Origin of the sequence: Aquisalimonas sp., from assembly GCF_007120195.1 — a bacterium.
In the GTDB taxonomy this organism is placed as follows: Bacteria; Pseudomonadota; Gammaproteobacteria; order Nitrococcales; family Aquisalimonadaceae; genus Aquisalimonas.
Genome location: NZ_SKOG01000152.1, coordinates 1 through 20,569, shown reverse-complemented (window position 1 = coordinate 20,569; position 20,569 = coordinate 1). Strand labels below are relative to the sequence as shown.

17 protein-coding genes are annotated in these 20,569 nt (G+C 64.8%); 3 read left to right on the top strand and 14 right to left on the bottom strand.

The genetic code is table 11. From position 1 onward, the window contains the following. Positions 1 to 7 precede the first annotated feature (7 nt). The 4 genes from gspF to gspC form a co-directional block, all read right to left on the bottom strand. Positions 8 to 1,228 (bottom strand): type II secretion system inner membrane protein GspF, encoded by a 1,221-nt coding sequence (gene gspF / locus QZT63_RS11420; RefSeq protein ID WP_290651301.1) that lies wholly within the window; start codon positions 1,226 to 1,228, stop codon positions 8 to 10. Between the two features lie 171 nt (positions 1,229 to 1,399). Further along, positions 1,400 to 2,914 (bottom strand): type II secretion system ATPase GspE, encoded by a 1,515-nt coding sequence (gspE, locus tag QZT63_RS11415; RefSeq protein WP_290651300.1) that lies wholly within the window; start codon positions 2,912 to 2,914, stop codon positions 1,400 to 1,402. Between the two features lie 34 nt (positions 2,915 to 2,948). Then, entirely contained in the window at positions 2,949 to 4,868 is a 1,920-nt protein-coding gene (gspD, locus tag QZT63_RS11410; RefSeq protein WP_290651299.1) for a type II secretion system secretin GspD, read from the bottom strand. A 13-nt stretch (positions 4,869 to 4,881) separates the two neighbouring features. Next, positions 4,882 to 5,820: a type II secretion system protein GspC gene (gene gspC, locus QZT63_RS11405; protein WP_290651297.1), complete on the bottom strand. Its 939-nt coding sequence runs from the start codon at positions 5,818 to 5,820 to the stop codon at positions 4,882 to 4,884. Positions 5,821 to 6,225: 405 nt separating this feature from the next. Here gspC and trxA point away from each other — a divergent pair, with 405 nt between their 5' ends. Further along, the gene (gene trxA / locus QZT63_RS11400) at positions 6,226 to 6,552 is read left to right on the top strand and encodes a thioredoxin TrxA (protein WP_290651295.1); all 327 of its coding nucleotides are present in this window, start codon (positions 6,226 to 6,228) and stop codon (positions 6,550 to 6,552) included. Positions 6,553 to 6,833: 281 nt separating this feature from the next. After that, positions 6,834 to 8,090, top strand: a complete 1,257-nt coding sequence (rho, locus tag QZT63_RS11395) for a transcription termination factor Rho (RefSeq protein ID WP_290651293.1) — start codon at positions 6,834 to 6,836, stop codon at positions 8,088 to 8,090. A 62-nt stretch (positions 8,091 to 8,152) separates the two neighbouring features. Here the strand turns inward: rho and QZT63_RS11390 are convergent, their stop codons facing one another. The 4 genes from QZT63_RS11390 to rpiA form a co-directional block, all read right to left on the bottom strand. Continuing rightward, on the bottom strand, positions 8,153 to 9,112 hold the full coding sequence (locus QZT63_RS11390; protein ID WP_290651291.1) for a hypothetical protein: 960 nt from the start codon (positions 9,110 to 9,112) through the stop codon (positions 8,153 to 8,155). A gap of 187 nt (positions 9,113 to 9,299) precedes the next feature. Next, positions 9,300 to 10,535 carry a porin gene (locus QZT63_RS11385; protein WP_290651289.1) on the bottom strand — a complete coding sequence of 412 codons (1,236 nt, stop codon included), beginning with the start codon at positions 10,533 to 10,535 and terminating at the stop codon, positions 9,300 to 9,302. A gap of 371 nt (positions 10,536 to 10,906) precedes the next feature. Next, complete coding sequence (locus QZT63_RS11380; protein WP_290651287.1) at positions 10,907 to 11,107, bottom strand: DUF2905 domain-containing protein; 201 nt, start codon at positions 11,105 to 11,107, stop codon at positions 10,907 to 10,909. 46 nt (positions 11,108 to 11,153) lie between these two features. Then, complete coding sequence (gene rpiA / locus QZT63_RS11375; RefSeq protein ID WP_290651285.1) at positions 11,154 to 11,819, bottom strand: ribose-5-phosphate isomerase RpiA; 666 nt, start codon at positions 11,817 to 11,819, stop codon at positions 11,154 to 11,156. 174 nt (positions 11,820 to 11,993) lie between these two features. Between rpiA and ilvA the strand changes: the two genes are divergently transcribed. Beyond that, positions 11,994 to 13,508: a threonine ammonia-lyase, biosynthetic gene (ilvA, locus tag QZT63_RS11370; RefSeq protein ID WP_290651283.1), complete on the top strand. Its 1,515-nt coding sequence runs from the start codon at positions 11,994 to 11,996 to the stop codon at positions 13,506 to 13,508. A 38-nt stretch (positions 13,509 to 13,546) separates the two neighbouring features. Here the strand turns inward: ilvA and QZT63_RS11365 are convergent, their stop codons facing one another. The 6 genes from QZT63_RS11365 to QZT63_RS11340 all read right to left on the bottom strand — a co-directional run bounded on the left by QZT63_RS11365 (position 13,547) and on the right by QZT63_RS11340 (position 20,435). Continuing rightward, positions 13,547 to 15,844, bottom strand: a complete 2,298-nt coding sequence (locus QZT63_RS11365; protein ID WP_290651281.1) for a Tex family protein — start codon at positions 15,842 to 15,844, stop codon at positions 13,547 to 13,549. Between the two features lie 48 nt (positions 15,845 to 15,892). Continuing rightward, positions 15,893 to 16,393 carry a Slp family lipoprotein gene (locus tag QZT63_RS11360; protein WP_290651280.1) on the bottom strand — a complete coding sequence of 167 codons (501 nt, stop codon included), beginning with the start codon at positions 16,391 to 16,393 and terminating at the stop codon, positions 15,893 to 15,895. 24 nt (positions 16,394 to 16,417) lie between these two features. After that, positions 16,418 to 16,987, bottom strand: a complete 570-nt coding sequence (locus tag QZT63_RS11355) for a Slp family lipoprotein (RefSeq protein WP_290651278.1) — start codon at positions 16,985 to 16,987, stop codon at positions 16,418 to 16,420. Positions 16,988 to 17,046: 59 nt separating this feature from the next. After that, positions 17,047 to 17,994: a DMT family transporter gene (locus tag QZT63_RS11350; RefSeq protein WP_290651276.1), complete on the bottom strand. Its 948-nt coding sequence runs from the start codon at positions 17,992 to 17,994 to the stop codon at positions 17,047 to 17,049. A gap of 44 nt (positions 17,995 to 18,038) precedes the next feature. Further along, positions 18,039 to 19,652 (bottom strand): peptidoglycan DD-metalloendopeptidase family protein, encoded by a 1,614-nt coding sequence (locus tag QZT63_RS11345; protein ID WP_290651274.1) that lies wholly within the window; start codon positions 19,650 to 19,652, stop codon positions 18,039 to 18,041. A gap of 318 nt (positions 19,653 to 19,970) precedes the next feature. Continuing rightward, positions 19,971 to 20,435, bottom strand: coding sequence for an EVE domain-containing protein (locus QZT63_RS11340; protein ID WP_290651273.1), 465 nt, complete (start codon positions 20,433 to 20,435; stop codon positions 19,971 to 19,973). Between the last annotated feature and the right edge of the window lie 134 nt (positions 20,436 to 20,569).

The following is a 20,569-nucleotide window of genomic DNA, read 5'->3' as shown; positions in this document are numbered from 1 at the left end:
GTCGCGTTCAGGCGACGAGCTGGTTGAGTTCAAAGATGGGAAGCAGGATGGCCGCCACGATGATCAGCACGATGCTGCCCATGATGACGATCAGCGCCGGCTCGAAGATTGCCAACGCCGTGTCCACCAACCCCTGGACTTCACGCTCCTGGTTGAGTGCGCCGCGTTCCAGCATCGCTTCCAGACGGCCACTGTTCTCGCCGCTGGCAATGAGGTGCATGAGCATGGGCGGAAACTGGCCGCTTTGCTGCAGCGCCTTGTAAATGGCCGTCCCTTCCCGCACCCGCGTTGCCGCCGTGCCGACCGCCTCGCGCATGGGCAGGTTTGACATGACCTCTGCCGAGATGCGCATCGCCTCCAGAACGGGCACGCCGCTGCCGACCAGAATGCTGAACGTGCGCGCGAAGCGGCCGGCGTTCAGGCCCCGCGTGACCCGGCTGACCAGGGGCAGGCGCAGCGCCGCCTTGTGAATCCGGAAACGAAACGCGTCCCGGCGCATGCCGTAGCTGAAGACCACGGCCCCCAGACCCAGGAGGGCCAGCAGCCAGATGCCGTAATGGCGCAAGAAATCGCTGACCGCGATCAGCCCCACCGTCAGTGCCGGTAGCTGTTGTCCCACATCGGCAAAGACATCGGTAACCTGCGGCACCACGTACGTGAGCAGCAGCACCACCACGGCTGTGGCGATGACAACCAGTGCGATCGGGTAAATCAGGGCGTTTTGAATCTTCTGCTGCATCTGCTGGCGGCTTTCGGTGTAATCGGCCAGCCGCTCCAGAACGACGTCCAGATGCCCCGTGTGTTCACCGGCCCCGACCGTGGCGCGGTAGAGTTCGGGGAAGGCGCGGGGGAACTGGGCCAGGCCATCGGCCAGGGTGTGTCCCTCCATGACCCGGGCGCGCACCGCCGTGATCATGCTGCGAAGCCGCGGTTTGTCCGCCTGTTCGGCGGTCGCGCGCAGCGCCTCCTCCAGAGGCAGGCCGGAGCCAACCAGCGTGGCAAGCTGGCGGGTAAACAGCGCAAGCTCCCAGGCACTGACGCCCCCGCCCAGCCGCACCGGCCCCAGGCGCTGCGCGCCCGCCGGCTTCTCCGAGACGGAATCCACGGATAGCGGGATCCAGCCCTTATCGCGCAACTGCTGGCGCACCTGGCGGGCGGTATCACCCTCCAGAACGCCCTTTAGCTCTTTGCCGGAGTGGTCCAGTGCTGCGTATTCGAATGCGCCCATCTGCGGTCCGTCTGTCGTTCCTGGCCGTCTGGGCCTGGCCGAAAGCCCTCTACAGCGTCCGGCTCGGCACTGCCGTCAGCCCGCTGTGGAAGGGCCAGCCGCAAGCCTTCCAGCCTGTGCGTTGCAGGCGCCCTGTCGAGCCCCTGCAACGCTCGGGGCTAAAGCCCCCGCCTACGCATCCATTGGCACCGTGTCTTCGATTGTGACCCGCAGGACTTCGTCAACGGTCGTCTGGCCGGCCAGAACGCGCCGGATGCCATCCTGCCGCATACTCGGCGTCCGGTCGCGTGCATACCTCTCAATATCCTGCTCCGACACCCCGTCGTGGATCATGGTGCGCACGCGGTCGTCCACGGGAACCAGTTCGAAGATGCCGCCCCGGCCTCGGTACCCGTTTTGGTTGCAGTGGCTGCAGCCCACCGGCCGGTACAGCGTGGGCGGGTCGGCGGGGTCGATCCCCAGTCGCTCGCAGTCCACGGCGTTCGGCGTGTAGGGCTCCTTGCAGTGCTCGCAGAGCATGCGCACCAGGCGCTGCGCCATCAGACCAATGAGGCTGGAGGCGAGCAGAAAGGGCTCCACCCCCATGTCCCGCAGGCGGCTCACGGCGCCCACGGCGGTATTCGTATGCAGTGTCGAGAGCACCAGGTGGCCGGTCAGGCTGGCCTGCACGGCAATCTCGGCGGTTTCCAGGTCACGGATCTCGCCCACCATGACCACGTCCGGGTCCTGGCGTAGGATCGCGCGCAGTCCGCGGGCGAACGTCATGTCTACCTTGGTGTTGACTTGGGTTTGGCCAATCCCCTCCAGGTAGTACTCGATGGGATCCTCGACCGTCAGTATACTTCGGGTCTGATCGTTGAGTTCGGTGAGCCCGGCATAGAGCGTGGTGGTTTTGCCCGAGCCCGTAGGGCCCGTGACCAGCAGAATGCCGTGGGGTCGGTGGATAATGGTGTCCAGCGGCTGGCGGAGCCTCTCGGGCATGCCGAGGTGCGTCAGGTTCAAGCGGCCCGCCTGCTTGTCCAACAGGCGTAGCACCACGCGCTCGCCGTGTCCGGAGGGCAGGGTGGAGACGCGGATGTCCACGGCCCGACCGGCAACACGCAGGCCGATGCGCCCGTCCTGGGGCAGGCGCTTCTCGGCAATATCCAGCCGCGCCATGACCTTGATGCGCGAGATCAGCAGTGGGGCGAGCACCCGCGGCGGCTCCAGCACCTCCCGCAGTACCCCGTCCACGCGGAAACGCACCAGCAGCCGGTTTTCGAACGGCTCGATGTGGATATCCGAGGCGTTCTCCTTGATCGACTCCGTGAGGATGGCGTTGATGAGCCGGATGATGGGTGCATCGTCCTCACTCTCGAGGAGGTCTGCGGGCTCAGGCAGGGATTCGGCGATCCGACTGAGGTCCAGGTCCTCGCCGATATCCTCCATCATCTGCTGGGTTTCGCCGCTCTGGCGCTCATAGGTGCGCTGTAGCAGGCCCTCGAAGGCATCGCTTTCCATGCGCTCAAGGCGCAACGGCAGGCCGATACTTCGGCGCAGTTCCTGCAAACTGCGGACATTCGCGCCCGGGCGGTAGGCGACCCGGGCATGCTCGGCCTCCACGGCAATCAGGCACACGCCGTGGCGCCGCGCAAAGGCGAAGGAGGTTCGCCGGGGCATGGTCTCCGGGGCTTGCGCTCCGCTCATGCCGGTGCTTGCGCCTGTGTTCACGGTGTTCATGTTAGCGGCTACTGCTAAAGGGGACGGGTAGCTCCGGGCGCTCCATCTGCGGCAGCGTCGGCGTTCTCGGGTTACTCAGCAGGCTGCTGTCCCGGTCACGTTGCGCCAGCTGCCTGGCACGCATGTAACTGTATTTGCGCCCGGTGAGCCCGTCCGCCATGGCGCGATCGCGGATGATGTTCGGCTGCATGAACACCATCAAGTTGCGCTTGGTCTCGCTGGTGGAGCGGTAACGGAAGAGTTCGCCGAGCAACGGAATGGAGCCCAGTCCGGGCACGCGCTGCTCCTCCTCCTGGACGTCGTCGTCCATGAGTCCGCCCAGGGCGATGATCTGCCCGTCTTCGGCCAGAACGCTGGTCTGTATCGTGCGCCGGTTGGTAATGGGGCCGGCCGCGGTGGTCTGACCGATCACATTGGAGGCCTCCTGCTCGATATCCAGCCGGATGGCATCGCCCTCGTTGATCTGCGGGGTGATCTTGAGAATGATGCCCACGTCCTCACGGGAGATGGTCTGGAACGGGTTCTGCACCGTGCGCCCTTCCTGGCTGAACTGCCCGGTAACGAACGGGCGGTTCTCCGCCACCCGGATTTCGGCCTCCTGGTTGTCCATGGTCACCAGCGAGGGCGTGGACAGGATGTTGGTGTTGCGGTCCTGGGAGAGGGCGCGCACAAAGGCGCCGAACTGCACGCGGCTGTCCAGATCCCCAATTACCGCGCTGACCCCATCACCCAGCTGCGGCGCGTCCGTGTCGAGGGTCAGCAGACTCTCGATGGGGGTACCGATGTTGCCGAAGCGCGTCAGGCCCAGCGCGCCCTCCTCGCCGCCATCCACGAACCACTGCACGCCGCGCTCAGCATCGCGCTCCGTGGAGATCTCCGCGATCGCCGCCTCCACCATGATCTGCGCGCGCCGAATATCCAGCCGCTCGATGACCCGGAGCAGGGAGTCGACGATGTTCGGCTGCGCGGAGATGATCAGTGCGTTCGTGGCTTCGTCCGCCTGGATGCTCACCGGCGCCGCGTCGTCGCCCTCCTGGGCGTCCCGCCGCTGCTGAATGTTCTCGCTGACCCCCGTCAGGGTATCCACCAGATCCTCCGCGCGGGCATAGCGCAAATAGATGACGTGGGTGTCGCCCTGGTCCTCGTCGGGTTCATCGAGTTCAGTGATCAACCGCCGCATGCGCTGGCGCTGGTTCTCTTCACCGGAGAGCAGGATACTGCCGGTGCGCTCGTCGACGGCGATCTGCAGGTCACGCCCGGGAACGCCCTCCGCATCGCCACGTTGCAGGCTGCGCAGAATGCGGGCGACTTCCGTGGCCGAGGCGTTCTCCACGGGGACGATGTCGATTTCCGCATCGCCGGCCCGGTCAACCTGCTCCACGAGGTGACGAATCCGCTCCAGGTTACCGGCGCGGTCCGAGGCGATCAGCACATTGGTGGGGGGGTAGGCCGCCAGGTGGCCGTTTTGCGGCACCAACGGACGCAGAATGGGCACCAGCTGCGCGACCGGGACGTTATCCACGGGAATCACCGCGGTGACGATATCCGCCGGGGCCTCAGGCTCGCCGTCTGTGCCGAGCTGCTTGGCATTGGCGTCGGGGATGACCTTGATGATATCGCCAGTGGGGATCGTGGCAAAGCCATGAACTTCCAGTACCGAGAGGAACACTCGATAGAGTTCGTCTTCGTCCATGGGGCGGCTGGTGACCACGGTGACGGTCCCGCGCACACGCGGATCAATGATGAAGTTCCGCCCGGTAATATCGGCAACAGTGTTGATCAATGCGGTGATTTCCGCGTTCTGGAGGTTCAGCGTGATTTGGTCGCCGTCTTCGACGTCCACCGTCTCGTCATCGGCATAGACACTCATGGCTAGGCTAAGGGCGAAAGCCGTGATCAGCAGTTGGTGCCAGATTGTCATCGTTGCGTCCCTGTCAGTGGAGATCAATCAGCATGGTCTGTTCCGTGTCGTCGCGACGCACGCGCAGTTCAATGGGTCCATCTGCCGAGAGACCCTGCAGTGCCTGGAAGGCGTCGTTGGGGTTGCTCAGTGCCGTACCGTCGATGGCGGTTACCACGTCATCGGGCTGCAGGCCCAGCAGGTCCATGATCTGCGGCTCCTGGCCCGGGGAAATGCGGACCCCGACCATTTCCCCGCCCTCCATGGCCGGCTGCATATTGATCATCTGAGCTAGACTGCGTGGATCATCCATGAGCTGTTGCCGGTACTGCTGCAGTGCGTCTTCGGCCCCGGGTTCGGGCGCCCCCTGCGCTTCGGCGCTCGGCTCGGCCGGCTGAGCTACCGCAGTAGCGGAGCCGTTGCCGCCATCAAGGTCAAGGTCCGCCAGTTGGCGGTTTAGGGGGATGCGCTCGCCGGGCAGCGAGAGCGTCTCAAACGCGCCTTCCCGGCGCAGGATGACGCGGTCCTCGTAGATCGCTTCAATGGTGCCGCCGCCGCGGATGGAGTCCCCGGCGCGGTACTGTTTTGTCCCGTCCCGGCCAGTTGTGACGATGGCCTGCGCACGTGCCGCATCGGGGCTGTAGAACACCCCCTTGAGCTGAAGGTTGAGCCGCGTCTCCGGAGCGTCAATGCGTGCAGGTGGCTCGCTATCCAGGGGTTCGGCTTCGCCGAACAGGTGCCACTGGGCGATGGCCTCCGGTGAGGCGGTCTCCTCGCGAGTCACCATCGCCTGGCTTGGAGCGGGCGCCGGGGGCGCAACGTCTTCCGCCGGTGGCGGCATCAGCCCCCAGGTCAGTCGTGCGGCACTGTACGCCACCAGGATCACCAGTACCACGGTCACCGGCAAAGCGAGGCGCTGTAGATAATCGGAATTCCATTGCAATCCAGGCAACAGGCTGGGCACGTCGGTCATCTCGGCTTAACGGGGCGATACATGTCGGCGTGGGGCCGTACGTTTGTCGTTGTGCTTGCCGGGGACTCCCGGTCGAGCTGCTGGCTCCGGGCTCGGGCTGGCGCCCACTTGGTGGCTACTCAGGAGGCACGCGCGCGCAGTGTTTCGATTGATTTGTTGAGCATCCTCACCATGACTGCCCACAATATGCCCCCTGCGCCGTGCTTGCAATAGCCGCTGAGGCCGCGGCATCCGCCGACGGGTGATTGACACGCCGGATTGGCGCGGCTATGGTTGCGGTTATCAGTCAACCGGCCGCCGCGTTGCCAGTGAGCGCGCCCAACGCGAATCCCCGCTTCGCATTCCATCAACTGATCGATCTTTTCCGGAAGACTCCGAAACCAAGCACTCTGGAGGCACGTCACCGTGAGCGGAGAGATAGCCTACGTAAGGGACGATAACTTTGAGCAGGAGGTCCTCCAGGCCGACAGGCCCGTGCTCGTAGATTACTGGGCGGAATGGTGCGGCCCGTGCAAGATGATTGGGCCGATTCTCGAAGAAGTCTCCAATGACTATGAAGGCCGGTTGAAGATTGCCAAGCTGAATATTGATGAAAATCCGGAGACGCCGCCGAAGTATGGCATTCGCGGCATCCCGACGCTCATGCTGTTCCGGAATGGCAATGTGGAAGCCACCAAGGTGGGCGCGCTGTCCAAGTCTCAACTCGCAGCGTTCATCGACAGCAATATCTGATCCTATAAGAAAGGATGTCATAGCACAGGCGTCCAGGCACCCGGCAGGGCGGTCGCTCCCGCGATCGTCAGGCGCGGGCGAACGCGCCATCCCTTAGCCGGACACCACAGGCTCACTTTGGGGCGGCATCCCACAGGCCGTCGATGCGGTGCGGGGCGTGCGGCCGATATGCAAGCGATGATAGACGTGGTGCGATCGCCACCGACAGGACCCCGGCATCTCTCGCCGGGGCAGGGCCTGGCCCGCAAACCCGAGCCAACATTCACTAATTAGACGACGCCATGAATCTGACTGAACTCAAGAAGATGCCCGCCAAGGAGCTCCTGGACGTGGCCCAGGAGCTCGGAATCGAGGGCATGGCCCGTTCGCGCAAGCAGGATCTCATCTTTGCCGTCCTCAAGGCCCATGCAAAGAAGGGTGAGGATATTCATGGCGACGGGGTGCTGGAAATCCTGCAGGACGGCTTCGGCTTCCTGCGCTCGGCAGACAGCTCCTACCTGGCCGGGCCCGACGACATCTACGTCTCCCCGAGCCAGATCCGGCGCTTCAGCCTGCGCACGGGCGACACGGTCGCGGGCAAGATCCGGCCGCCGAAGGAGGGCGAGCGCTACTTCGCCCTGCTCAAAGTCAGCGAGATCAACTTCGAGCCGCCGGAGAACGCCAAGCACAAGGTGCTGTTCGAGAATCTCACGCCCTTGTTCTCCCGCGAGCGCTTCCGCCTCGAACGGGGCAACGGCAGCACCGAGGACCTCACGGCGCGCGTCATCGATATGTGCGCGCCCATCGGCAAGGGGCAACGCGGGCTGATTGTCTCCCCGCCCAAGGCCGGCAAGACCATGATGCTGCAGAACATTGCCCAGAGCATCACCACCAACAACCCCGAGTGTTACGTCATCGTCCTGTTGATCGACGAGCGGCCCGAGGAGGTCACCGAGATGGCCCGCTCGGTGCGCGGCGAAGTGGTGTCGTCCACCTTCGATGAGCCGGCGAGCCGGCATGTCCAGGTGGCCGAGATGGTCATCGAGAAAGCCAAGCGCATGGTCGAGCACAAGCATGATGTGGTCATCCTGCTCGACTCCATCACTCGCCTGGCCCGCGCTTACAATACCGTGGTGCCCTCTTCCGGCAAGGTGCTCACCGGCGGTGTGGACGCCAACGCCCTGCACCGGCCTAAGCGCTTCTTCGGCGCCGCCCGCAACGTGGAAGAAGGGGGCAGCCTGACGATCCTGGCCACGGCGCTGGTAGAGACCGGCTCGCGCATGGACGACGTCATCTACGAGGAGTTCAAGGGCACCGGCAACATGGAAGTGCACATGGACCGGCGGATCGCCGAGAAGCGCATCTTCCCGTCGATCAATATCAACCGCTCCGGCACCCGCCGCGAAGAACTCCTGATGCCCGCCGACGAGCTGCAGAAAGTCTGGATCCTGCGCAAGGTCCTGCATTCCATGGACGAGGTCGCCGCGATCGAATTCGTCCTGGATAAGCTCAAGGACACCAAGATGAACAGCGAATTCTTCGAAGCGATGAAGCGCTGATCAACCTGGAGTTCTTCAGCGCCGCTTGTTGCAGTATTGATCTGCGAGGTGGTTAGCGTGACTTACGTCGCGTCCTCATCCTTCACCATCAGCACATCACCCTCGCCCGGTCCCTCGCCATCGACGAGACGCACGAGGGCGACATTATCGCCGGCAAACTCAATCACCTTGACCGTGCCCTTGAGCCTGCCGGGGCGCCAGGCTACGGGGCGGTCGCTGGGGTTGCGGATGGTGTTGGGGGCGCCGCGCACGCGCAGTTCCTGGCCTTCTTCCAGGCCGGCATCGCGCCCGGCGTTAATCGCCCAGCCGTCGCCCTCTTCCGCGAAGGCCCGGGCGTGCCAAGGTGCTGCGTCCAGACGGTCTAGGGTGGCGATCAAGGCCTGGTCGGCAAAGGCGCGGTAGGCGCCGTCAGGGACGTTGTCATCCACGGTTGGGAGTTCGCTGGTCCGCTCGGTGTGCGCGTAATCCAGGGCAACGTCGTAGCTGGACCAGCTCAGCTCCTGGCCGCGCGACTCCACGGAGAGAACCGTGCGCAGCCCCGGGTAGAGGGCAAGGGATTCGGCGCACGCCGAGAGGTCCTGCGCGTCACAGTCGGCCTCCTCCAGAGCGGTGCGCGTCGCGGCGTCATCGAGCAGCACCACCGGGTGGTCTGGCGAGACCTCCCGAAATGCTCTGGCCAAGGCGTCGCTGTTGCCCTCCAGCAGCAGGCCGACACGCGGTCGCGGGGAATCGGTCTCGGCACGCTCCCGCTCACCAGTGCGCGCGCTGCGCTCGCCTTCGAGCTCACGGACGGCTGCTTCGAGCTCCGCGATGCGCGCCTCGTCCGCTGAGACAGCGCCATCCTCCTTGCCGAAGAGTTCCCTGAACAGGCTTGGCCGGTCGGACCAGTCTTCGTGCTCCTGGCCGAAGGCTTTGCGGTAGCGTTCCTGGGTCTCGTCGTCGAGGCCATTGGACGCACAGCCCGCGAGCAGCGCGGCGGCGAGCGTCAGTGAGCCGTAGATAACGGCGGGGTGTTGCGTCATGGGAAGCTCCAGGCAAGGTCAATCATCAGGAAGAGCAGCATAGGAAACCGTGCCGGCGGAGGCAATGGCGCGCGCTCATGCGGCCTTAAGAAACACAGTTGAGTGCAACGCCAGGCGAGGCGGCAAGGCCGCTCAATAGTAAAGGGCGCCCGCAGGCGCCCTTGCCAACCCACCGCGGGTCAGGTGATCAGAACAAGACGTTGACGTTGAGGCTGGTGGCCCAGTAGTTATCCCGGTCGAAGACCTCACCGTCGTCGGCCTCGGCGTAACCGGCGGTGCCGAAAACCCGGGTCGAGGGGGTGAGCTGGTAGTGCGCCTGGGCGTCGGCGAAGAAGATGTCCTCGCTGGCGTCGTCGTTGTCGTAATCGACCCAGCCGAGGGCGCCGATGAACGTCCAGTCCATCATCTCGAAAGTGCCGCGGGCGGCGACTAGGGTTCGGCTCCAGCCACTCTGCGCCTCGGTGCCGCTGCCTCCCAGGTTCAGGTCGTCGACACGGATCCCGGACTGGTCATGGTCGAGGCTGTTGTGGATCATGCTGGAAAACGTGTCGTAGCCGCCGGCAATGAGCGTGCCGTCCTCGGCGTGAAGGACCTGGCCGTCCAGCTTGAACTCCGGCGTCATCTGGAAGCCGCCGGCCACATAGGCAACAAAGGTGTCCTCAGTGAACGCCCCACCGCGGCTGCCGCCGATATAGTGGCCGCCGACGCGGTAATCGAAGTCGCCGGCCTCACCCTCGATATAGGGGGCGACCAGGGTGGCGCCGCGAAGGGCGTGACCCTCTGCACCGGCGCCACTGCTGCCGGCGTCCCACTGGGCGACCAGGAAGCCGTAGCTCGCGCCGGCCGCCAACGGCCCTAGAAAGGCGAGATTGACCTGGTTGCCGTCCAGGGCGCTGCTGCCCTCGGACTCCGGTGCCGCCTGCCGGCGGTCGTACTGCAGGATACCGGTATGGCCGCCGCCCAGCGGTGCCACGTAGGCGATGCGGTCGCGGCGATCGTCGCTTGTGGTCAGGTTGAACTGCCAGTTGGAGATCATGCGGCCGATACTCAGGGTGCCGCCGGCCAGCGGCATGGTGACGTAGCCATAGTCCAGCGCCACGTTGCGGTGGTCGCGTGCGACTGTGGTGAACGGCTGCTCGTCCAGCTCGCTCGTGTTACCGGAGGCGTCACCGGTCCAGCGGTCGTTGAACAGGTTCAACCGGGTGTGGAGGGAGACGCCGCCATCGGCCTCGAAATCGGCCTGCAAGCGGATGCGTTGTTGGAAGCCCTTGCGCTTGTCGTCATCCCCATCCGCTGTTCTATCCCCATCTTGGGCGACGACATAACGCGCATCGAAATCGCCACCGAACTCAACGGTTGCCATTGCGGCCGCCGGGCTGCCGACCAAGGCGGCCAGGGCCAAAGCTGAGGTTGTCTTTTTCATGGATGCATTCCCCTAAGGATTCTTGTGTGGTAGTGGCGTGGGTTCGTCGCCGGCTTTCCTGCCGCTTCCGGACCCCCCACGAGGCCCGGTGGGTGTGACCACCCGAAAGCACCCCGGACATGTTGTGAAATTGCAACGCGCACCACCCGGTGGTGTTTTCATAATCCACACCCACTGTGTACTACAATCGTCTCGTGTAATCAACATACCTGAGAAACTACTTTAAGTTTGTGTTGTAGCTGAGCAACAAAGACCATGTTGTATTGCAACATGCGGCGTGTGTTAAACGGTGGCAAGATGTGACTCTGGCGTGGTGTTCGGTGCGGCAACGCAGAGCGGCGTGAGTCGGGATTATTCCAGGGCGTTGGGCCCTACCTTCGCAGCAGCCAGAAAATGACCGTGATCACCACGCTGATGAGGATGCAGGTGGTGATCGGAACGTACACGGTAAACCCGTCACGCTCGATGATGATATCCCCGGGCAGTCGGCCCAGGCCGAGTTTGCTGATCCACGGCCACAGGAGGCCCACGGCAAGGACGATGAGGCCGATTGTGATGAGGGTGCGTTGCATGGTCGTGGTGCTCGCGCCAGTGGGTAGGCACCTAAAGCGCATCGCCCTACCCGCGCTTTAGCGTCTGCACCCCCTCGGCACTGCCTAGCAGCAGCACATCCGCGGGGCGGATGGCGAAAAGCCCGTTGGTGACGATACCCGGTATGTCGTTCAGGGTGCGCTCCATCTTTACCGGCTCGTCAATCCCCAGGTGGTGGATGTCCAGGATCACATTGCCGTTGTCCGTGGTGACGTGCTCGCGCAGCGTGGGCCGGCCGCCGATGCGTTTGACGATCTCCCGGGCGACAAAGCTGCGCGCCATGGGGATCACTTCCACGGGTAGCGGAAAGGCGCCGAGGCGGCCCACCAGCTTGCTGGCTTCGGCGATGCACACGAAGGTGCGGCTGGCGCCGGCGATGACTATCTCGCGCGTCAGCGCGCCGCCGCCGCCCTTGATGAGTGTCCGGTGGCGCGTGGCTTCGTCGGCCCCGTCCACGTACAGATCCAGCGGGCCGGCGGTGTTGAGGTCCACGGTCTCGATACCGGCGTCCTTCAGTCGCCGGGTGGACGCCTCGGAGCTGGAGACGGCGGCCCGCACACGGCCCTTGTCCCAGGCAAGCAGCTCTATGAACACGTTCACCGTCGAGCCCGTGCCGACACCGATAACGCTGCCTGCGTCGAGGTACTGAAGCGCGGCTTCGGCCGCCGCGCGCTTACCGGGCTCTGCGGACATGGTGCTACTCCCGTCGCTGCATGGATTAACGCCTCATCATACGGCGTCGTGAGCGGGGGTTGAAGTGGTCCTTTGCCGTGCCCGGAGGCGCGTTTAGACTGGGCGGCTTGTGGCGGCGCGGGCTCTGGAGCGATCGCGACGATTCGACCCTTTTCCAACGGCAACGGAATCTTCATGACCCAGGCTTATCTGGAACGTATTCTCACCGCCTGCGTGTACGACGTGGCGATCAACTCGCCGCTGGATGCGGCGCCGGCGCTCTCGGCCCGGCTTCGTAACACGGTGCTCATGAAGCGCGAGGACCTGCAGCCGGTGTTCTCGTTCAAGCTGCGCGGGGCGTACAACATGATCTCCCGGCTCTCGGACGAGGCGAAGGCGAAGGGCGTGATCTGCGCCTCCGCCGGAAATCACGCCCAGGGGGTGGCGCTGGCCTCGAATCGCCTGGGGATCAAAGGGGTGATCGTCATGCCGCGCACGACGCCCAGCATCAAGGTGGACGGCGCGCGGCGCCTTGGTGGCAAAGTCGTGTTGCACGGCGACAGCTACGACGAGGCGGCGGCGCATGCAACCAAGCTGATGGAAGAACGGGGCATGATCTGGATTCCGCCCTACGATGCGCCGGATATTATCGCCGGCCAGGGCACGGTGGGCATGGAGATCCTGCACCAGCACCCGCAGAAGCTGCACGCCATCTTCGTGCCCGTGGGTGGCGGCGGACTGGCGGCGGGTGTCGCCGTGTACGTAAAACAGCTGCGCCCGGACGTGCGCGTCATCGGCGTGGAGCCCGAGGATGCTCCCACCCTCCACGCGGCCATGAAGGCCGGCAAGCGGGTGCAGCTGGAGCAGGTGGGCCTGTTCGCAGATGGCGTGGCGGTGCGCCAGATCGGCAAGGAGACCTTCCGCGTGCTGCACAAGCACATTGATGGCGTCGTGCTGGTCAATACCGATGAAATCTGCGCCGGCATTCGCGACATCTTCGACGACACGCGCTCCATTAATGAACCCGCCGGCGCGTTGGCCGTGGCGGGGCTGAAGAAGTACGTAGAGCAAACAGGCGTTGTGGGCGAGAGCCTGATTGCCATCAACAGCGGCGCCAACATGAATTTCAGCCGTCTGGGCCACGTGGCGGAGCGTGCCGAGGTGGGTGAGCACCGGGAAGCGGTGCTGGCGGTGACGATCCCGGAGCGGCCGGGGAGTTTTCGGCAGTTCTGCCAGGCCATCGGAAAGCGCGGGGTGACGGAGTTCAACTACCGCTTCTCCGATCCGGAGAAGGCCCACGTCTTCGTGGGGCTGTCGATTCACGACGGCATCCATGAGAAAGACGAACTCGTGAACCACCTCCGGGGCAGCGATTACCCGGTCCTGGACCTCACAGACAACGAGATGGCCAAGGTGCACCTGCGGCACATGGTGGGTGGTCACGGCCATCTGGTGGAGCACGAACGGGTGTTCCGCTTCGAGTTTCCGGAACGCCCGGGGGCGTTGATGCAGTTCCTCAACCAGTTGGGGCGGAAGTTCAACATCAGCATGTTCCACTACCGTAACCACGGTGCGGCCTACGGCCGGGTATTTGTTGGCATCCAGGTGCCGCCCGAACACGCCGAGCGATTCGCCGGGTTCCTGCAAGGAATCGGGTATCGGTATGTGGAGGAAACGGACAACCCGGCGTACGCGTTGTTTTTGAGCTGAGGCGGCGGGTTGGGGCGCGTTGTGTGCCCTCCGTTTTGCTACTTCTTCCTGGCCTTGCGGAACGCATCCGCCATGCCGCCCGCCGCCGGGGCCGGCTTGGTCATTTTCGCGTTCTGCGGCTTTCCCTTTCCCTTCGACGCCGGCCGAGAGGGTGCGTCTCCCTGCACATCCGGCAGTGGATCATCCAGGCGCATGGTCAGTGCGATGCGCTTGCGCTGGGGCTCCACGCTCAACACCTTCACACTCACCACCTCGCCGGGGCGTACCACCTCGCGCGGGTCGCGGATGAACTGCCTGCTCATCGCCGAGATGTGCACCAGGCCGTCCTGGTGGACGCCAAGGTCCACGAAGGCGCCGAAGTTGGTCACATTGCTGACCGTGCCCTCAAGCTTCATGCCCGGTTCCAGGTCGGCCAGGGTTTCCACGTCATCGCGTAACTGGGCGGTCCGGAACTGCGGCCGCGGGTCGCGGCCGGGCTTGTCCAGTTCCGCGAGGATGTCGCCCACGGTGGGTTCGCCGAAGTGCTCGTCGGCGTAGTCCGCAGCCTTGAGCGTACCCAGGAAGGCACTGTCGCCGATGACCGTGTCCAGGCTGCGGCCGTTGCGCTTGAGGATCCGCTCGACAAGCGGATAGGCCTCCGGGTGCACGGCGGAGCGGTCCAGGGGCTCGGGCCCGTCGTTGATGCGCAGGAAGCCGGCGGCCTGCTGGAAGGTCTTGTCGCCGAAACGGGGCACGCGGCGCAACGCCTTACGATCCGGAAACGGTCCATTGGTATCGCGCTCGGCGACCAGACGCTCGGCCAGGGCGGTGCTGAGCCCTGAGACGCGGGCCAACAGCGGCACTGAGGCCGTGTTTGCGTCCACCCCCACGGCGTTGACGCAGTCCTCCACCACGGCGTCCAGGGCCCGGGCGAGTTGGGTCTGGCTGACGTCGTGCTGGTACTGGCCCACGCCAATGGACTTGGGGTCGATCTTGACCAATTCGGCCAGCGGGTCCTGCAGTCGCCGGGCGATGGATACGGCGCCGCGCAGGCTCACGTCCAGCTGCGGGAACTCCTTCGCCGCCGTTTCCGAGGCAGAGTACACCGAGGCCCCGGCCTCCGAGACCATCACGATCTGTGCACGCAGCTCCGGGTGGCGCTTACCGATCGCCCTTGCTAGGCGTTCGGTTTCGCGCGAGCCGGTGCCGTTGCCCACGGCCACCATCGTCACACCGTGGCGCTGCATGAGCTGGGCAAGGGCGTGGATGCTCGCGTCCCAGGCGTTGTGCGGTGGCAGCGGGTAGACGGTGGCGGTCTCAAGCAGCTTACCGGTGGCCGAGACGATAGCCACCTTGCAGCCGGTGCGGATGCCCGGATCAATACCCATGACACAACGGCTGCCCGCCGGTGGAGCCAGCAGCAGGTCGTGCATGTTACGCCCGAAGACCTGAATCGCCTCCGTCTCGGCACGTTCGCGCAGGCTGCCCAGCAGGTCAGTCTCCAGTCGGGTGTAGAGCTTGACCCGCCAGGTGTGGCGCACCAGGGCGGCCAACCAGTCATCGCCCGCACGGCCCTGGTGGCGGATGCCCCAGTAACCCGCCACCTGCTGGTGGCAGGGCCCCGGCTGGTCGCCGTCGATTTCCAGGGCCAGGCGCAGCACGCGCTCCTTGCGCCCGCGTAACAGGGCCAGGGCGCGATGGGAGGGTACGGCCGCGAGGGGTTCGCGGTAGTCGAAGTAGTCGGCGAACTTGTTGCCAGCCTCTTCCTCGCCCGGCGCCACCTCGGCGACCAGCACGGCGTGGCTCCAGGCGTACTCCCGCAGGCGGCCGACGAGATCCGGATCCTCTGCGGCCTCTTCGGCCAGAATGGACCGCGCGCCTTCGAGGGCGGCGTCCACGTCGGCAACCCCGTGGTCCGCGGCGATGTAGGCTTTGGCCCTGGTGCGAGGATCCTGCGATGGGTCGCCGACCAGCGCGCGCGCCAGTGGTTCCAGTCCGGCTTCACGGGCGATCTGCCCCTTGGTGCGGCGCTTCTTGCGGTAGGGCAGGTACAGGTCTTCCAGGCGTGTCTTGGTATCCGCCGCCAGCAGAGCCTGGTGCAGGCTGTCGGTCAGCTGTCCCTGGTCACGGATGGTGCTGATGATGATCGCGCGCCGCTCATCGAGCGCGCGCAGGTAGCCGAGGCGTTCCTCCAGTCGCCGCAGCTGGGTGTCATCCAAGCCGCCGGTGGCTTCCTTGCGGTAGCGGGCGATGAACGGGACAGTCGCGCCCTCGTCCAGCAATTTGACGGCGGCTTCCACTTGCGTGGTTGGCACCCCGAGATCGTCGGCCAAGCGTCGAGTCAGTGAGTTGGGCATGGGTCCTGCGGTGGTCCGCGCGTTGCCGGTGGAGGCCTGATGGTAGCATCAGCGCATAATTCCGATGCCAATGCCAAAGTTGACGCTCGGCTCACGCCGTTGGGTTGTGGTTTGGCCTGGCCACAGGTGGAGGTCCTCGGCGCGGACCACCGCATAGCGGTAATCCGCCTCGCCAATGGTAGCCGTGCGGCTCTCGAGGAGCCGACCCTGGACCGTAATCAGGCGCCCCTCGCTGTAGTCCGCTGGCTCCAGGTAGCCATCGGCGACCACGAGAAACCGCCCCTGGCTGGAGCGATCCGTGCGTGGTTGCTGGCCGCGGTCCAGCGGGTAGGCAAGCACCTCCAGCTGGGTGGTGTCTTCCTGCGGTTCTGTCGCAAGGATGGTGCCTCCCCAGAGGACCCGCTCATGTTCGATGTGCTCGCTCGCAGCCTGCTGGGGCTGGAGGTCGCGGTTGACACCTTCGGTGTCGAACTCAGGGCCGGTTGCGCAGCCTGTCAGCGCAAGCAGCGCCGAGAGGAGCACAGCGATTTTCAGGGACGAGCGTCGCATAGCAATGATCTCCACACTCGTTGGTTACCAGTAGCCGCGTCGGTGGGGATACCAGGGGTCATACCAGGGGTCGTACCAGGGATCATGCCACGGCTGGTAGCGCGGCCCGAGATAGGGCGGCCGGTGGCGGCGATCGTCGGCATACGGGTCACGCATCCGTTCCGGCCAGAGGTGGTGATCGGTCACCCGCACCCGCACATAGGGGTACTCGTGGTCGCCAACGGGACGAATCTCCTCGCCGTCCAAGGTCCCGGTGACGGTGACGCTGCGCCCTGCCTCGTGAATGGCCGGGTCCAGAAAGCCGTCGATCACCGCGAGAAACCGCCCCGAGCTGCCGTCGCGATCCCGGGGGCGCCCACCGCGATCCAGATCTCGCGCGACGACTTCGACCAGGGTGACGTCCGCCTTATTCTCGATGCCGGCAATGGTGCCGCCCCAGCGCACGGTTTCGCCTTGATGGCGCTCCGGCGCCGCGCGCACATCGGCAAGCCCCGGAGCGCCAGGTCCCGGGTCAGCGGTACCGCCCGGGGTGCCCGCGCAGCCGATAAGAAACAGCGACACCCCGAAAAGCGACAGCAAGGCGTTTACGCGCATGGCTCCTCTCCCTGTTGCGGGATTCGGCCTTTTCCTTAGTCCACCTGAAGACGCGCCGTTCAGGGTTCCCGACTGTCTTTTGAGACCACTGGATTGGCTGCGGGTTCGCGGTGGCGGTTCGCCAGTGTCACCGTGGCCACCCCCGCCGCAATCAGCAGCAACCCGAGGACATTGGTGGCGCTGAGCTGCTCCCCCAGGGCGACCGCCGAGGCGGTCAGTCCGAAGGCAGGCACGCCCAGGCTGCCAATCGAAGTGGTCACCGCGGGCAGCGCACGGGTGATTGTGATCATGGCCCAGAAGCTGAACGCCGTGGCTAAAGGGCCATTGTAGACGAGAATGGCGATCAGGGTCGGGTTGCTCCACTGCACGGCGCTGGTGTCCTCGACAACCACAGCGATGGGAAGCAGAACGACCGCGGCAATACCGAACTGCCATGGCGCCAGGGTCAGCGGCGGACCCTGGCCGCGTCGGGCGCGGACATAGACGATCAGCAGTGCCCAACACAGGGCTGCGAGCAACAGCAAGCCGTTGCCGATTACCACGCTGGGCTGCGACCAGTCGAAGCCGAAGGGGTTGAACATGACCGTGACACCGCCAATCCCGAGCGCGAACCCCACGAGGCGTTGCCGCGTGAGGTGTTCGTCCAGGGTCAGCGCGGCTAGTGGTAACACCCAGATCGAGGTGGTATAGGCGAGTATGGACGAGCGTCCGGCAGGGACATATTGCAAAGCGATCGTGACCAGAGCCATGAATAGGGCCATCTGCACCAGACCAACGCCGAAAACGAGCGGCCACTCGTCGCGGTACGGCCGGCGCAGCTGCCCCATAACGGCCGCTGCGATGATCATGCACAGGCAGCCCAGTAGCATGCGCAGGCCCGTAAACAGCAATGGCGAGATGAACTCCAGCCCGACCTTCATCACTGGCCAGTTAGCGCCCCAGAGCAGGATCACCAGCCCGAGCAGTGTCACGGCTGCAACCGGGGAGAGCGATGCGCTGGGCGTCATGGGGTCGGACTCCAGGGCCTTACCCGGCAAGACCTGTCAGCAGGTTACTCGTCGCCCCTGAGCGCCAGCTGCTCTTCGCTCATGTCATTGAGCTGGGCGACCAGGGGGCCGGCGCGGGCAACAAAATCGTCCATGTGCTCACTGGGCACAGGATCGCCACTGGGGAGCTCGACGGTCATCGGGTTGCGGTGACGGCCGTCCTTGAGAAACTCGTAATGGAGGTGGGCTCCGGTTACGAGCCCGGAGGCCCCCACGTAACCAATTGTCTGGCCTCGTTCGACATGGGTGCCAACGCGGATGCCGTTGGCGTAGCGGGACATGTGGGCGTACAGGGTACGGTACCGGTTGGCATGCTGGATGATAATCGTACGGCCGTAGCCCCCCTTGCGGGATGCGTGGACCACGCGCCCGGCCCCGGCGGCTTTGATCGGCGTCCCGGAGGGTGCGGCAAAATCCGTTCCCAGGTGCGGACGGCGGATCCCCAGCACGGGATGTTTCCGGTTGGGGTTGAAATGGGAGCTGATGCGGGCATCGCCCACGGGCCGGCGAATAAACGCCTTGCGCAGGTTCTCGCCTTCGAGGTTGTAGTAGCCGGTATTGCCGTCCGGATCCTGGTAGCGTACTGCGTCGATCGGGTTGCCACGGTTGATGTAACGGGCTGCGAGAATGGGACCGTCGCGCACGTGCTGATCATCGATGTAATAGGCCTCGTAGGCGACGGAGAAGACATCCCCCGAGCGCACCTCGCGGGCAAAGTCCACCTGCCACTCGAAGATCTGCATCAGCCGCATGATCTGGCCGTGGCTGAGCCCGGCATCCTGGCCCGCGCGGAACAAGGAGGTAGTTACCGTCCCGGTGGCGTGCTTGACACGCGTCTCGACGGCGCGGCTTTCCACGGCCACGTTGAAACCATCATCGCCCCGGGTGACCACCAGGGTGCGCTCTCTGTCAATCTCATAACGCAGCCCCTGCAGTCCATCGTCGTCAACGCGGAAACGGACTGTGTCGCCGGGATAAATGCGTTGCAAGGCAGCGGTGCGATTGTCCGTGTTGATCAGCCGGTGCAACTCCCCGGCGCTGAGGCCAGCACGGTTGAAAATCGCCGCCAACGAGTCGCCGGAGTTGACCTCGATGGTTTCCCAGTGAGGGGCCGCGGGCGATGCCTCGGGCGTCGCCTCTAAGGAGGCAACCGTCACGGAATCGGGATCAACACCCGCGTGACGCGCGTGGGCGATTCCGTTGCTGCTGCGGCTGCCGTCAACCGAGCCCATCTCGGCGAGGCCGTGGGCTTGGGCAGCCAACGCCTGCGGCGCGGGCGTTGCGGCGAACTGATCGGCACTCGCCGCGCCCGAGTGGCCGCCGGCTTCACCACGATTGTGGCCCGCACGGTGGGTGAGCGCATCGCCGACCCGCGTGGTGGGGAGCCCCACCTCGATGGCGGTGGTTGCTGCCGATGGTGGCGCGGCGTTGGGTGCCCCGCCGCCGGCGCCGATCAATGCGATGGCGATCAGGGATATGCCCAGCGAAGCGGTTGCCAAGGGGACCGGCCGCAGCCACCAGCGCCATCCGCGCCGGGGCGTCGAGCCGTCTCGCCATTGCCATTGGTGATGTCCGTGCCCCAACGTCTCCCCCTTGGCGTTGCTGATTGCGGACGACACGCCGCTATCACAGAAGCCTTGTTACTCTATAACGGCAAGTCCGGAATAACAAACGGAATGTTCTGCAAACTATTCATATTGTTGGTTTTCCGCAACATCCCTTGCGGCGGTGATGGATGGCTCAATGGCGAGGTGTCATCCAGCGCCCATCCGGCCGTTACTGCATAGTGTGCTGATCGGGCATGGCCCGCGCTGTGCCGCTAGGCACGTACCTGCGCCTATCGCGAGTCATGCCATGCTGCGTCGTCGCGCGGCCGGCGGATCGTCTCGAGTGTCAATGGATTGCCTCCTTGCGTCCGGGGTGTCGGTCACGATTCTTCACGTCGACTCCAGTGAAAGGATGAACTGCCATTGCTCGGGGGTTACCGGCATCACGGACAGTCGGTTTCCTTTGCGCACCAGCGGCATATCGGAGAGGTCGGGGCATTCCTTGAGCTCCGCCAGGCTGATCGTGCGCGCGAGCTTGCGCACGAAGCGGATATCCACCATGTACCAGCGGGGATTGTCCGGATCACTTTTCGGGTCGTAGTGCGGGTCTTTGGTGTCGAAGGCCGTGTGGTCTGGATAGCCACGCCGAACGACTTCCGCGATGCCGACGATGCCGGGTACCTTGGTACTGGAATGATAGAAAAAGACCTGATCGCCGACCTGCATGTCGTCACGCATGATGTTGCGCGCCTGGTAATTGCGCACGCCATCCCAGTGGTCGGTCTGATTGGGCGCGCTCGCTAGATCGTCAATGCTAAAGGTGTCCGGCTCTGATTTCATCAGCCAGTACTGCATGGGCAGACGCTCCCGGCGTTTTCCAGTGTCCTGTAACCGAAATGCGTTGTCTTTTGAGCTGCCTGTCCGGCCGTGGAGCAAGGCGCGGCTCGCAGCCAATGGCCGTCGCCCTTGGCAAGAGGCGCAACACCGCT